At 70.8% G+C, this 12,354-nt stretch carries 13 protein-coding genes and 6 tRNA genes; 14 read left to right on the top strand and 5 right to left on the bottom strand.

Going from position 1 to position 12,354, the window contains the following annotated elements; all coding sequences use genetic code 11:
• Window positions 1-29: 29 nt before the first annotated feature.
• Window positions 30-905: an RNA polymerase sigma factor SigJ gene (sigJ, locus tag AB0C12_RS17955; protein ID WP_360549201.1), complete on the top strand. Its 876-nt coding sequence runs from the start codon at window positions 30-32 to the stop codon at window positions 903-905.
• 48 nt (window positions 906-953) lie between these two features.
• A complete protein-coding gene (locus AB0C12_RS17950; RefSeq protein ID WP_360549199.1) occupies window positions 954-1,829 on the top strand; it encodes an alpha/beta hydrolase in 876 nt (291 codons plus the stop codon).
• Between the two features lie 128 nt (window positions 1,830-1,957).
• Here AB0C12_RS17950 and AB0C12_RS17945 read toward each other — a convergent pair whose 3' ends face one another.
• From AB0C12_RS17945 to AB0C12_RS17930, 4 genes are all read right to left on the bottom strand, one after another.
• Window positions 1,958-3,091, bottom strand: a complete 1,134-nt coding sequence (locus AB0C12_RS17945) for a serine hydrolase domain-containing protein (protein ID WP_360549198.1) — start codon at window positions 3,089-3,091, stop codon at window positions 1,958-1,960.
• A gap of 89 nt (window positions 3,092-3,180) precedes the next feature.
• Window positions 3,181-3,570 (bottom strand): hypothetical protein, encoded by a 390-nt coding sequence (locus AB0C12_RS17940; protein ID WP_360549196.1) that lies wholly within the window; start codon window positions 3,568-3,570, stop codon window positions 3,181-3,183.
• A 201-nt stretch (window positions 3,571-3,771) separates the two neighbouring features.
• On the bottom strand, window positions 3,772-3,954 hold the full coding sequence (locus AB0C12_RS17935; protein WP_360549194.1) for a hypothetical protein: 183 nt from the start codon (window positions 3,952-3,954) through the stop codon (window positions 3,772-3,774).
• The gene (locus AB0C12_RS17930) at window positions 3,951-4,478 is read right to left on the bottom strand and encodes a sigma-70 family RNA polymerase sigma factor (protein WP_360549192.1); all 528 of its coding nucleotides are present in this window, start codon (window positions 4,476-4,478) and stop codon (window positions 3,951-3,953) included. The genes AB0C12_RS17935 and AB0C12_RS17930 overlap by 4 nt, the downstream gene beginning before the upstream one ends.
• A 224-nt stretch (window positions 4,479-4,702) precedes the next feature.
• On the opposite strand from AB0C12_RS17930, the gene AB0C12_RS17925 reads away from it, so the two are divergent.
• The 5 genes from AB0C12_RS17925 to AB0C12_RS17905 all read left to right on the top strand — a co-directional run bounded on the left by AB0C12_RS17925 (window position 4,703) and on the right by AB0C12_RS17905 (window position 9,289).
• Entirely contained in the window at window positions 4,703-4,834 is a 132-nt protein-coding gene (locus AB0C12_RS17925) for a hypothetical protein (protein WP_360549190.1), read from the top strand.
• Between the two features lie 181 nt (window positions 4,835-5,015).
• A complete protein-coding gene (locus AB0C12_RS17920; RefSeq protein ID WP_360549188.1) occupies window positions 5,016-7,076 on the top strand; it encodes a hypothetical protein in 2,061 nt (686 codons plus the stop codon).
• A 241-nt stretch (window positions 7,077-7,317) separates the two neighbouring features.
• Window positions 7,318-7,680: a metalloregulator ArsR/SmtB family transcription factor gene (locus AB0C12_RS17915; protein WP_360549186.1), complete on the top strand. Its 363-nt coding sequence runs from the start codon at window positions 7,318-7,320 to the stop codon at window positions 7,678-7,680.
• A complete protein-coding gene (locus AB0C12_RS17910) occupies window positions 7,677-8,186 on the top strand; it encodes an SRPBCC family protein (RefSeq protein WP_360549184.1) in 510 nt (169 codons plus the stop codon). The genes AB0C12_RS17915 and AB0C12_RS17910 overlap by 4 nt, the downstream gene beginning before the upstream one ends.
• 107 nt (window positions 8,187-8,293) lie before the next feature.
• Window positions 8,294-9,289 (top strand): hypothetical protein, encoded by a 996-nt coding sequence (locus AB0C12_RS17905; RefSeq protein WP_360549182.1) that lies wholly within the window; start codon window positions 8,294-8,296, stop codon window positions 9,287-9,289.
• Here AB0C12_RS17905 and AB0C12_RS17900 read toward each other — a convergent pair.
• Entirely contained in the window at window positions 9,235-10,278 is a 1,044-nt protein-coding gene (locus tag AB0C12_RS17900; RefSeq protein WP_360549180.1) for an alcohol dehydrogenase catalytic domain-containing protein, read from the bottom strand. The genes AB0C12_RS17905 and AB0C12_RS17900 overlap by 55 nt on opposite strands.
• 89 nt (window positions 10,279-10,367) lie before the next feature.
• Between AB0C12_RS17900 and AB0C12_RS17895 the strand changes: the two genes are divergently transcribed.
• The 7 genes from AB0C12_RS17895 (at window position 10,368) to AB0C12_RS17865 (ending at window position 12,350) form a co-directional block, all read left to right on the top strand.
• Entirely contained in the window at window positions 10,368-11,237 is an 870-nt protein-coding gene (locus AB0C12_RS17895) for an isocitrate lyase/PEP mutase family protein (RefSeq protein ID WP_360549178.1), read from the top strand.
• 279 nt (window positions 11,238-11,516) lie between these two features.
• Window positions 11,517-11,589: transfer RNA gene (locus AB0C12_RS17890), tRNA-Trp, on the top strand.
• A 96-nt stretch (window positions 11,590-11,685) separates the two neighbouring features.
• Window positions 11,686-11,759: transfer RNA gene (locus tag AB0C12_RS17885), tRNA-Glu, on the top strand.
• 213 nt (window positions 11,760-11,972) lie between these two features.
• Window positions 11,973-12,044, top strand: a tRNA-Gly gene (locus AB0C12_RS17880).
• A 71-nt stretch (window positions 12,045-12,115) separates the two neighbouring features.
• Window positions 12,116-12,189, top strand: a tRNA-Gln gene (locus AB0C12_RS17875).
• Between the two features lie 5 nt (window positions 12,190-12,194).
• Window positions 12,195-12,267: transfer RNA gene (locus AB0C12_RS17870), tRNA-Leu, on the top strand.
• Window positions 12,268-12,277: 10 nt separating this feature from the next.
• Window positions 12,278-12,350, top strand: a tRNA-Thr gene (locus AB0C12_RS17865).
• Window positions 12,351-12,354 lie beyond the last annotated feature (4 nt).

Genomic DNA, 12,354 nt, shown 5'->3' with positions numbered 1-12,354 from the left:
ACGCGACGATCGAGGAGGCCGGCGCAACCATGAGCGAACGACGGCAGCTGATCAATCTCGCGTACCGGTTGCTGGGCTCACTGGCCGACGCCGAGGACGTGGTGCAGGAGACCTACGCCCGCTGGTACGCCATGCCGGCCGCGCAGCAGGAGACGATCGGGTCACCGGGCGCCTGGCTGACCCGAGTGGCCGGGCGCATCTGCCTCGACCAGCTGCGTTCCGCGCGCTCGCGGCGGGAACGCTATGTGGGCGAGTGGATCCCGGAACCGCTGCCCGACCGTACGGGGCTCGGCGGGCGGCCCGGCGCGGCGACGGCCGATCCGGGCGACCAGGTCACCCTCGACGAGTCGATCAGCATGGCCTTCCTGGTCGTGCTCGAGTCGATGACCCCGGCCGAGCGGGTCGCGTTCATCCTGCACGACGTCTTCCGCTACTCCTTCGCCGAGGTGGCCGAGATCGTCGGCCGGACGCCGGCGGCGTGCCGCCAGCTGGCCTCGTCGGCCCGCCGGCGCCTGCCCGCCGCATCCGCGCCGGCGCCGCCGACGGCCCAGCAGGCCGGCCTCGTCCGCGCCTTCAAGCACGCCTGGGCGACCGCTGACATCAACGCCCTGATCGACCTGCTCGCGCCGGACGCCACCGCGATCGGCGACGGCGGGGGACGGGTCCGCGCCGCGCTCGAGCCGGTGCGGGGCGCCGAGCAGGTCGCGCGGTTCTTCGCCGGTCGGGCCGGTGCGATGCCCGGCATGATCGTCCTGGAACGTACGGTCAACGGCCGTCCCGGCCTGGTGGTGCGGCTGACCGGCGGCACCGTGTCGGTGATGGCGTTCGACATCGCGGGCGCCCGGATCACGCACATCTGGGCCGTCCTCAACCCCGACAAACTCCGGCTGTGGACGGCGGACTGATCCACAGGTGGCCCACCTGGGAGTCCCCGGCGGCCGTATTGTCGCCGGATGACGCAGACACAGACCCACACTCTGGCCGTGCCGGGCGCCGACCTGGTCTACGACGTCCGCGGTCCGCTGCCACCGGCCGGCGGCCGGCCCGCGCTGCTCATGATCGGCCAGCCGATGACGGCGGAGGGCTTCAACGCCCTCTCCGGCCACTTCACCGACCGTACGGTCGTCACCTACGACCCGCGCGGCCTGGGCCGCAGCACCCGCAAGGACGGACGCTCGGACCACACTCCGCGGCAGCAGGCGGCGGACCTGCATCTGCTGATCGAGGCGCTGGGCGCCGGCCCGGTCGACGTGTTCGCCAGCAGCGGGGGCGCGGTCACCGGGCTGGAGCTGGTCGCGGCGTACCCCGGCGACGTCGCCACCCTGGTCGCGCACGAGCCGCCGATCAATGCGGTGCTCCCCGACGCCGCGGCCGCCGAACGGGCCCGGGCCGGCTTCCACGAGGCCTACCAGGCCAAGGGCAACGGCGCGGGCATGGCCGCGTTCATCGCGATGACGTCGTGGCAGGGCGAGTTCACCGACGCCTACTTCGCCCGGCCCGCGCCCGACCCGGCGATGTTCGGCATGTCCACCGACGACGACGGCACCCGCGACGACCCGCTGCTGTCGAAGAACTCGTGGGCGATCAGCGACTACCGCCCGGACGCGGCGGCGTTGACCGCCGCCCCGACCCGGATCGTGGTCGCGGTGGGGGAGGAATCCGCCGGGGTGTACACGGGGCGTACGGCGCTGGGCGTCGCGGCGCTGCTGGGCCAGGAGGCCACGGTCTTCCCGAGCCATCACGGTGGCTTCATGGGCGGCGAGTTCGGCTACGCGGGCAAACCGGAGGAGTTCGCGGCGAAGCTGCGCGAGGTGCTGGACGCCGGCTGACTGTCACCGGCATCGACCAGCTCCGCACCCCGGTCCGCGGCGGAACGCTCGAACTGCGCGAAGGCCGAGGACGGGTCGGTGCTCCGGATGCGGTCTGCCACGTCCCGGGGCGAGCAGGTGTCGAGCCATCAGCCGATGGACGAGGCGCCGCAGATGGCGTGGTCGACGAAGGCCTCGACGACGTCGTCCAGGTCCCGGTTGAGGCCCGGCGTGACCGCGACCGTCACCTGACGGCGACCGTCCGGCGTGGAGAAGGACCAGGCCTGGTAGGCCAGGGCGTCGCCGTCATTGCCGTACACCTGGACGCCGCAGGCGGTCGTCCGCCAGGACAGACCGAGCCCGTACGTCCGCGCGCCCTCGGCACCCTGCGTCTTCATCGCGTCGAGCAGGTGATCGGGCAGCAGCCGTCCCCGAAGCAGGGCGGCGAAGAACCGGTTGAGATCCCGCGTCGTGGAGATGATCTCACCGCCGGCGTTCAGCACCGACGGGTTGGACTCGGTGTAGTCGACCAGCCGTGTCACGCCGTCCCGCTCGATCGGCACGTAGCCGTGCGGATGCGGACCACGGATCCACGGCGAAGCGCCCGGTACGGAGGTGCCCCGCAACCGCAGCGGCCGGATCACCCGGCGCTCGATCTCCCGGCCGTACGGCCGGCCGGTCACCTCCTCGACGATCTGGCCGAGCAGCAGGTACCCGGTGTTCGAGTACGCGAAAGCAGAACCCGGCGGCTCGAACGTGACCGGATGGGCCAGCGCCTGCCGCACCATCTCGGCCGCGGTCCGGGTCCGCCACCGGTCATCGAGGAACTCCGGCCGAGGCGGCAACCGCAACGTACGCAGATGGTCGAACAAGCCGCTGGTGTGGTTGAGCAGGTGGCGCACGGTGATGCGATCGCCGTCGGGAACGATCCCGGGCAGCCACGCCTCCACCGGATCGTCCAGCCGCAGCCGGCCCTCAGCGACGAGTTGCAGAACGACGGTGGCGAGGAACGTCTTGGTGATGCTGCCGGCCCGGAACCGGCCGTTGACCGGGACCGGGCGGGTGGTGCCCACTTCGGCCACGCCGCTGGTGCTGCGCCAGGTGCGGTGCTGATCCCGTACCTCCGCGAAAGCGCCCACGGCGCCGGCGGCCACGACATCATCAAGCCGCAGCTGCAGATCGGCCCGATCAGGGCCGGGCGGCCCGGCAGCGACGGCGGCCGGCGCGGCAATCACCGCCAGCGCCGCAGCGACAGTGACCAGCGACTGGAGCATGCGCGTCATCCCGACCTCCCCGTGAGGATCCCCAGACGGAGCCTGTCGCAGCGACGGCAACGATCACATCGGGGAACGCCCTTGGTGGAGCTCCCGGATCAGGCGCCCAGCGTTGAGAGCGGTGCCGCATGGATGCCTGTGCCGTGGACGTATCGCAGGTCGCCCTCCGCGATGACGCGGGCGGCGTGCGGCAGGACCGGCCGCGAACCGATCGTGTCGACGGCCATCCGGCGGATGACCCGGTTGAGCCGGCCGGAAGCCCTGGTGACGGCGGCCCACAGCCAGGCGCCGGGATCCCCGAGCTCCGGTACGGCCGCGGCCCACGCCGAGGCACGTTTCTCCGTGTTGTGGTTGGTGTGACTCCACTGCAGTCCCTGGGTGCCGGAAAGGCCGCCATAGGTGAGCTGGATGAGACCCCACCCTTCGCAGGTGTAGCGGAACGTCGCGGCCCCGGACCCGCCTGGCAGACAGGTGATCCGCCGGCGCACTGGCTCGGTCCGGAACCGTCGACGAACAACGCCAAGTGCCACGCACCAGAGGGGAGGTCGGCGAAGGTCCGGAACTCCCGCAGCTCGTGGTCGGGCTCGGAGTTGAACTCGAAGACCCGCAGCCCGGAATCGAACACGGCTGCAAGCACGACAGGCCAATCCTCGTCCGCGGCATAGAAGTCCAGGTTCGGCACCGTCTCACTATGCCGGTTGGTTACCACGCTGCTCCGAGGCGGCACCTTTCTCTGCCGCCGCGGCCTTCGCGATCGCCAAAATGGATTCGACGTCGAGAAGGCGTTCCAGCGTGGCCAAGGCAGCCGAGTCGGCGCGCTGGAGCTGAGTGTCGAGCTCGGCGTAGTCGTCAACAGACTCTCGCAGGTTCAATTCATCCCTTCCTTGGCCGTCACCGGGCCGGGGACGGCGACCTTGTCCGAACTGAGTTCTCGCCGCAGCCGGTTGCGGGCGTGTCTGAGATGAGATCGGACCGTCGCTTCCGGCTTACCGACGTGAGCGGCGATCTCGCTGACGTCGAATCCGTCGTAATACCAGGCCATGGCCCTGCGCTGCTCGTAAGGCAGGCGGCGGATCAGGGCGAGAACCCGGCGCTGCTCCTCGTCGAACTCGACGAGATCCGGATCGGTCCGGATTCCGTCGGCGAGCCAACCGCCGCGCACCGCCTTGGCCGGTGCGGCCCTGGCACGTTCTGCTTCCGCGATGTAGGCCCGTTCCGCCACGACTCGCACCCACGCTTCCGGGTGGTCGATCTCCTGCCATTTGAGGCAGGCCTTCGCCATGGCCTCCTGGATGCTGTCCTCGGCTTCTTCCCTGCTCGCGCCAATTTTGATCAGGAACAGGACAAGGCGTGCGGTTGATCGGCGGACGAACTCGTCAAACCCGTCTGGGCTCAAGACCATAGGTTCGAAACCCCTTTCGCTGTCCTGTAGAGGGAGAGCGGTCCGGCCGCGTGCAAAACCTGACGCGTGACCCGTCAGCCGGCGACGGGCTTGCACGATCGGGCCCGGCAGTCCTTCTTCCTGGCATGAACGGCGACGCACCGCGGAGGCGCTCGACGTCCGACCGTCCGATTGCGCGGACCGACCGGGGATCCGCTCGACAACGAACCGTCGTCATCGTGACAGACACCTGTCTCGCCGGAGTCGGCACGCTCTACCTCACCACCCGATCCGTCGCCGTCGTGATAGCGGGCTGCTGCCTTGCTGTCCTCATCGTGACGCTGACCCTGGCGACCAGAACCGGCCGTTGAGGCCCGAGGGCGAAACCCGGTCGCACTCAGGTCGGTTGTTCCGGGCCCGCCCTGGATGGCGGCCGCGGTCCCCGAAGGGCTGAATTCCCCGCTCGGACCTGGGTGGACCTCGCCGGCGCTGCGATGATTGAGCGCCGCGTGCTCGACGACGGCGACCAATCGTGATGGTGAGGAGTCTGGATTGAGTCCCGACTCGACGCGAGACTTCGACGCTTTCTGTGGCGGTTTCCGGACGTCTGCGCTGCCGGGCAACCAGTCCGCGAGCTTCGCGATTCCGGCGCTGGAACCCGGCCACTTCTTCGTGCCTCCGATTCTGCTGGAAAAGGACGCGCACGCCGATCCGGAGATCACCCTCGTATCGGCGCGCGGTGCTGCCGGTAAGAGCATGGCCGCCAAGGAACTGGCCAGCCGGCTGCAGGCGCCGCTGTGGCGCCTGGATCTGGCCAAGGCCGTCGGGGCGGCCTCGCTGCAACTGGCGCTCAGTCAGTATCTGCAGAGCCATGACGTGGTGGCGCGGCTCGACCAGGTAGAACTGCCGCTCATCGTCATCGATTCGCTCGACGAAGCCCGGGCCCAGGTCTCGGGGATCTCCTGGCGCGATTTCATCGAGTCACTCGGAGAGCTTGCCCGCAACGGGCTGCACTACGTCCTGTTCGGCCGGGAACGCACACTTGAAGACCTCTGGGCCACCCTCGGTGATCTGGGGTTGTCCGTGGCCTGGTGGGAGATCTCGCATTTCGAGCCCGCACAGAGCACCGAATACGTCGACGGGGTCGTCGCCGAACGCGATCCCGACACGGACCGTTCCTCCGCCGAATATGTCGGCGCCCGGGACGCCCTGATCTCGTCCCTGCGCAGCGCCGCCGAGGGCGCCTATGCCGAGACGTTCGCAGGCTATCCGCCGGTCCTCGACGCTGTGGCCGCCACACTGATCAAACGTCCCAACTTTCTTGCCCTCCGCCAGCAGTTCGAGCATCAGGGGCTGAGGGCGGAGGGGCGTATCAATCTTCTGCAGGGCATTCTCGACGGCCTGCTGCTGCGGGATCAGACCAAGGTCAAAGACCTGGCGGTCGAGCTCGGACTCGAGGCGAAGGACGTGTACGGCCCGCGGGAGCAGGTCGGGTGGCTGTGCCACTTCCTGGAGAAGGCGGAACCACCCGCTCTCGGATACATCACCGACCCGGCCGTACGCCAGGAGTACGTCAAGCGGATCGCCACGTTCGCCGGCGATCACCCGTTCCGCGCGGAGAGCAGGTGGGCCAGTCCGGTGTTCGAGGCGTACGTCGCGTCGACCGAGTTCGACGGCTCGGTGTTCTCGGCGTCGCGCCTCATCGAGATCGGCGATACGTCCGGGTTGCTGCTGGATTTCGTGGGCACCAAGTCGCAGCTGATCATCAGCGAACCGCAGTTCGCCGCGCTGCACGCCTCGATCATCGCTTCCGAATGGACGGAATCGATGACCAGCACCAGCATCAACCAGATCGACGGGCTCACCTACGAGGGCGTGTTCGCGATGAAGCGGGGCCGGGAAGGCGTCCGCGTCACCAAGTTCGAGCTGTCGACCGGCACCACCGACGTCCTGCAGATCCTGGGCCCGCTGGCCGAGTTGTCGATCCGGAGCCGGGGCACGGTCGTCGTCCCGGGCAAACCTCAGGGGACCGTGCTCGGCCCGGACCTCTTCGTCCGCGCGAACGCCGTCCGGTTCGAAGGGCCGGCGCTGGAGTTCGCGCGCCGGCCCGACCTGGACGTCGCCGGAGACGAGGAGCCGTCCGTCGTGATCGAGGCTCTCGAGTCGTTGCAGCTGCCACAGACCTCGACCCAACTGCCGCCGGGCAGCGAACTGGAACTGCGGGTGTCACCGACGATCAAGATCCGCTACCCCTGGTACGAGTACCGCCTGGAACTCGCGGACGAGGAGACACCGAACCAGAAGGTGATCCGCTTCCTCAACAAGCTGATGAACCTCACCCGGAGCCACGGGCACTCGGGGGAACGCGGTGTCTTCATCAAGAAGTTCCAGGGCCGGCAGCCGTTCGCCACCTCGGAGTTCAATGTCGCGCTCCACGCGCTCGTCGCCGCCAGGGTCGTGCGCATCGACGACGAGATCGTCTTCCTCCGGGCCGAGTGGGAGGCGTACCGGTACAGCGGCAAGGCCATCAAGGGCCAGCGTCAGCTCGACGACGTCATGGACGCCTGGGCACCGGTGATCAAATCGATCGAGGCGGCGCTCACCCCACGGTGACGGGAGTGTCCGCTCCGGCTGCTCCGGCCCGGGCACCACGGTCTCTTCGGTACGCGATGACCCGTCCCGCAGCCACCCGCCCGCCCACTCGATCAACGTCGAAGCCGGTTTCGGGCAGCTTCTTGGCTATGTCCGGCCCGCCCGCCGACCCGATGACGTGGCGGCGTCCAGCAGCCGGGCAAGCCGGCCGACTTCGAGACGATCCTTGCCAAACGCGTAACACACTCGTTACGCTTCCGCGGTGGACGAGGTGGCGGCGGCGATCGCCGATCCGGTGCGTCGCGACATTCTGGTGATGTTGCGGGAGCGGAGTCTGCCCGCGGGGGAGATCGCCGACCGGTTCGCCATCAGCCGGCCCGCCGTGAGCCGGCACCTGCGGGTGCTGCGGGAGAGCGGGCTGGTCCGCGACACGCTCGTCGGCCGCCGGCGGCTCTACGAGCTCGACCCGTCGCGGCTCGGCGAGCTGATCGAGTGGCTCGATCAGTTCACCGCGGCCACCGGCTGGGAGCGCCGCTTCGACGCCCTGGAGACCGAGGTCTACCGCACCCGTCGCGAGCGCCGCCGAGGCGGCCCGACCGACCGACGACAGGAGAACACGGCATGATCAGCTCACCCACCGGCCGGCTCTTCCCCACCGGCGCCGGCGGCGATCTTGTGGTCAGCCGTACGTTCCGCGCCTCGATCGAGGACGTGTGGGCCAGCGTGACCGAGTCCGACCGCACCGCCCGCTGGTTCGGCGCCTGGACAGGCGATGCCGCCCCCGGCAACACGATCAAGGTGCAGATGGCTTTCGAGGAGCAGGCGCCCTGGTTCGACGTCCGGATCGACGCGTGCGAGCCGCCACGCCGGCTGGCGGTGTCGATGACCGAGCAGTCCACCAACCGGCAGATCGAGCTGCTGCTGTCGCACAGCGAGGGCCGGACCGAGCTGCGGCTCGTGCATCGCCTCGACACCGTCGCCGAGACCGGCGAGATGGGTCCCGGCTGGGAGTACTACCTCGACCTGCTGGTGGCGGCCCGGGACGGCCTGCCCGTCCCGAGCTTCGACGACTACTACCCGGCCATGAAGCCGTACTACGAGGGCCTGCTGACTCCCACCGAACCGGCCTGACCGCTGATCTTTTCTGAGCCGCGCTCACAGTCGTCGATCCGAAACGGCCTGAGATCCGTATCACTGTCAGGGCCGGATGCAGGGATCCGGCGAGCGGAGGCGCCACGGTGAACGGCAGACATGGCAAGGAGCCGCCGCGGTCCGGACCGTCCCCGGACGCGCCCGACACCCGGGACTGGTTCGAACCGCGGGCCGCCGTGACCGAGCCGACGCAGGCCCTGCCGCTCGTCACCGCCTCGCCGCCCCGGCTGCCGCCGCCGATGGTGGTCGCCCGGGCGGTGATCGTCTACCAGGAACGGCCGCGGCGGCCCTGGCGGCTGTGGGTCTTCACCGTGGCGATCGTGGCGCTGACCATCGGGGTCGTGCTCGGACAGACGGCCGCGTTCGACCCGGTCTACCGGCCCGCGGCCGGCGCCCAGGTCGAGCCGCTCCCACCGGGCATACCGACACCATCCGGGCCGGTGCCGAGCACCCTCGAGCAGCCGTGGCCGGACGCCGCCCATCGGATCACCACGCCGCTCGGCTCGGTGCGGGCGCGGCGCCTGGAGGTGGCCGGGGCCTCGGCGGTGCTGCGCGTCCGCGGCGCGGACCTCGGCGAGAACCTGTTCGACATCGCGACGACGGACCGCAGCGCGGTGCCGAGCCTGACCGAGAGCAAGCAGGGCTCGCGGCTCGAACTGACCCCGACCACCGAGCCCGGCACGGTGGGCGCCGAGCTCCAGCTCAACACCAAGGTGGCGTGGACCCTGAAGCTGGCCGGCGGCTCGGCCGAGCAGACCATCGACCTGCGCACGGGCGTCGTGGCGGGCATCGAGATCGTCGGCGGCACCACCCAGCTCGTCCTGCAACTGCCCGAGCCGAAGGGCACCGTAGCCATCTCGGTCAGCGGCCCGGTCGGCGAGCTGGTCGTGCGCACCGCGGCCGGCACCCCGGTCCGGCTCCGCCTGCGCGGCGGCGCCAGGACCGCCACTGTCGAGGGCAAGAAGCCCCGCAAGGTCAAGGCCGGCGGCGCGCTGACCCCGGACGGCTGGTCGGCCGCCCAGAACCGCTACGACGTGGTCGCCGCCGACCCGGTGGCCTCGGTCAGCTCGGCGGCGTTCTGACCGGCGGCGTTCGGATGGATCAGAACCTTCAATCCGGTACGGGCGGCAGCGGTGCTCAGGGCCGTGGTGACCGCACTCAGCGGGAACACGTCCGAGACGATCGGCGTCAGGTCGACGAGGCCCCGCGCGGCCAGGTCGATCGCCCGCGGGTAGACCTCGCCCATCCGGCGGGCCATGACCAGCGTCAGCCCCTTGCGGCGGGCCAGCCCGGCGCTGAACGAGGTGCGGTCGCCGTCGGGAATGCCGACCAGCACGACGCGGGCGCCGGGCTTGGCGAGCCGCAGCGCCGCGTCCACGGCCGCCTCGGACCCGGAGACCTCGAAAACCACGTCCGCTGCACCGGGCTCCTCGGCCGGCTCCGCGCCGAACGACGTGGCGACGGCCATCCGGTGCGGCAACGGCTCGGCGGCAAGGACCCGGGTAGCGCCGTGCCGGCGAGCCAGCTGCACCAGCAGCAGGCCGATCGGTCCGCAGCCGACGACCGCCACCGTCGACGCCATCCGCAGATGCGCGAGGTCCAGGGCGTGCAGCGCGACACCCAGCGGTTCGAGCAGGGCACCGTCGTCGTCGGAGAGGCTGTCCGGCAGCGGGTGCAGGCGGTCGGCCGGCCAGGTCAGGAACTGCCGCAGGCCGCCGTCGCAGGAGCCGTGCCCGGCGAAGACGACGTCGGGGCACAGATTGCCGTACCCCTCCCGGCAGGGCTCGCAGCCGCCGCACGGGATCGCCGGATCGATCGCGACCCGCCGGCCGTCGTCCGGTCCGCCCCGGATCACGCCCGCCATCTCGTGGCCGAGCACCAGCGGCCGGGCCAGCACCGCGTCGCCGATCCCGCCCTCGGTGAACCAGTGCAGGTCGGAGCCGCAGACCCCGACCGAGGTCACCTCGACGAACCGCGCGTCGGCGCTCCCCGGCGCGGGACGGTCCTCGGAGTGCAACCGGACGTCCCCGGCGCCGTGCAGTCGGGCCACACGCATGCTCAGCTCGGTCACGGATCGACGCTAACACCGTTCCGGGGATCGCGAGTTGCCGATGAACCCGTCATGATCGGCGACATGACCGACGTCGCGGTGCCCCGCTCATGACCGCCGCCGACCTGCGCGCCATGCTCGCGGCCGACCACCTCACGCACGTACCGGGCGTCTGGGATCCGGCCAGTGCCGCGCTCGCCGTCCGGGCCGGGCACCGGGCCGTGCACCTGTCCGGGCCGGCGATCGCGGCCACCATGCTGGGCCGGCCCGACCTCGGCTACACCCCGGCCACGCAGATCGCCGACCGGGCCACGACCCTGATCCAGGCCCTCGAAGGCGTGCCCCTGCTGGCCGACGCGGACATCGGCTACGACAGCCGCAACGACGCGGTGTGGACCGCGCTGTCCTACCAGCGGGCCGGCATCAGCGGGCTCGTCCTCGCCGACGGCCAGGACGCCGGCCGGTCGGCCGACCGGATCGCGGCGCTGGTCGCGCAGGTGCCCGGCATCGTGCTGGTCGCCCGGGTACGCGGCCGCGGGCTCGCCGACACGATCGAACGGTGCCGGGCGTACGCGGGCGCGGGGGCGGACGCGGTTCTGCCGGAGGACATCTCCGAAGCGGACGATCTCGGTCGATTGCGAGCTGCGCTTCCCGCCGTACCGCTGGCTGTGAACCGATCCGAGACCGCGCGTGGCCGTGGGCGCTTGACCGGCGCGGAGCTGGCCGGGTCGGGGGTGCGGCTGGTGCTGCACCCGCTCGCCGCCGTGCTGGCCGCACTGCGCGCGGCGTCGCTGACCTACCGCACGATCGCCGACGAGGGAGACGCCGGGGACGTGGATCGGATGCCGCCGGCGGCGCTGGCCACGGTGAGTGAGCGGCCGGCCGCGCGGGCCACGGTGAGTGACCGGCCGGCCGCGCGGACCACGGGGAGCGACCGGCCGGCGGCCGTCACCCCGGGCATCGACAAGATCGACACCTGAGGCCGGTTAATCGGTTGTCCGCCCGGCGGAGGCGGGCCTACCGTATGGATCACCACCGAGACGCACCGAGATGGTCAGGAGACCGAGATGTTGTGGCAGCCGTCGAACACCGCGCACCGGCTCACGCCGTGCCGCGAGGCTGCCGTCGCTCTGACCGGGTGGCTCAGCGCAGTCAGTGAAGGCAGCCACGGCAACCAGGAATCGGGCAGGCGGCGCGGCTAGCGCTCTCGGCACAGCCGCCGCCCACCCTGCCGGGTCGGGCGGCTTTTTCGTATCCCTACGGGTGTAGCTCAATCGGTAGAGCAACGGCCTCCAAAACCGTGCGTTGCGGGTTCGACTCCTGCCGCCCGTGCTCCTCCGCTCCGGCCCCGGCCGGCGGCAACGACGTTTGAGAACTCCACAGCGGATGACAGAGAACAAAGCGCCGCACCATCCGGTGCGGCGGCAACGCCCGTGAGGCTGAGGAAGGTAGACCACCGGACTCTCGATCCGGAGGACCGGGTTCGACCCCCGGACGGGCGACGGCACCATCTGTGCGGTCCTGGTGAACTCGGCGGACACGCCGGTCGTTCCGACCGGAGCAGCGGGTTCGATGCCCGTGGACCGCTCGGAGCCGGGCAGGGGAACGGCGGAAGCCGCGCGCCGGCTACCTTGGGTCGCATCCCGCGGTGGCTCGCCGGCAGGGAGTAGCTACCCGGCCAACGCGGATGTCCGCCGCCCCTCCCGGCACCCCACGCGGTTGTAGCTCAGTGGTAGAGCGCGACGTTGCCAACGTCGAGATCCCGGGTTCGAGCCCCGGCAGCCGCTCCGGAACACCCTGGGCCGCGCGCTTTCCGGCGCGGCGACCGGCCGGCGGGGCCGCGACCCCGCCGGCCCTCTGCGGGCTGGGGCAATCCGGCAGCACACCCGGCTCTGGACCGGGAGGTCGGCGGTTCGAATCCTCCGCCCGCAGCTCATGCCCTCGTAGCCCAACGGCAGAGGCCCGACGTTGAGGACGTCGCCAGTGCGCGTTCGAATCGCGCCGAGGGCACGCAAGGCAGGCCAGTGGAGCACGACAGGTCGTGCACCCGTTTCGTAATCGGGAGGTAGCGGGTTCGAGTCCCGCCGCTGGCTCGGA

This window comes from Actinoplanes sp. NPDC048967 (assembly GCF_040649415.1).
Lineage (GTDB): Bacteria > Actinomycetota > Actinomycetes > Mycobacteriales > Micromonosporaceae > Actinoplanes.
Note: the sequence above shows the minus strand (reverse complement) of the source record. Positions and strands in the feature narration are given on the sequence as shown.

Bases quoted from the DNA above. Each gene is read 5' to 3' on its own strand.
- sigJ (WP_360549201.1), top strand. From the start codon at position 30: ATGAGCGAACGACGGCAGCTGATCAATCTCGCGTACCGGTTGCTGGGC.
- AB0C12_RS17950 (WP_360549199.1), top strand. From the start codon at position 954: ATGACGCAGACACAGACCCACACTCTGGCCGTGCCGGGCGCCGACCTG.
- AB0C12_RS17945 (WP_360549198.1), bottom strand. From the start codon at position 3,091: ATGACGCGCATGCTCCAGTCGCTGGTCACTGTCGCTGCGGCGCTGGCG.
- AB0C12_RS17910 (WP_360549184.1), top strand. From the start codon at position 7,677: ATGATCAGCTCACCCACCGGCCGGCTCTTCCCCACCGGCGCCGGCGGC.
- AB0C12_RS17895 (WP_360549178.1), top strand. From the start codon at position 10,368: ATGACCGCCGCCGACCTGCGCGCCATGCTCGCGGCCGACCACCTCACG.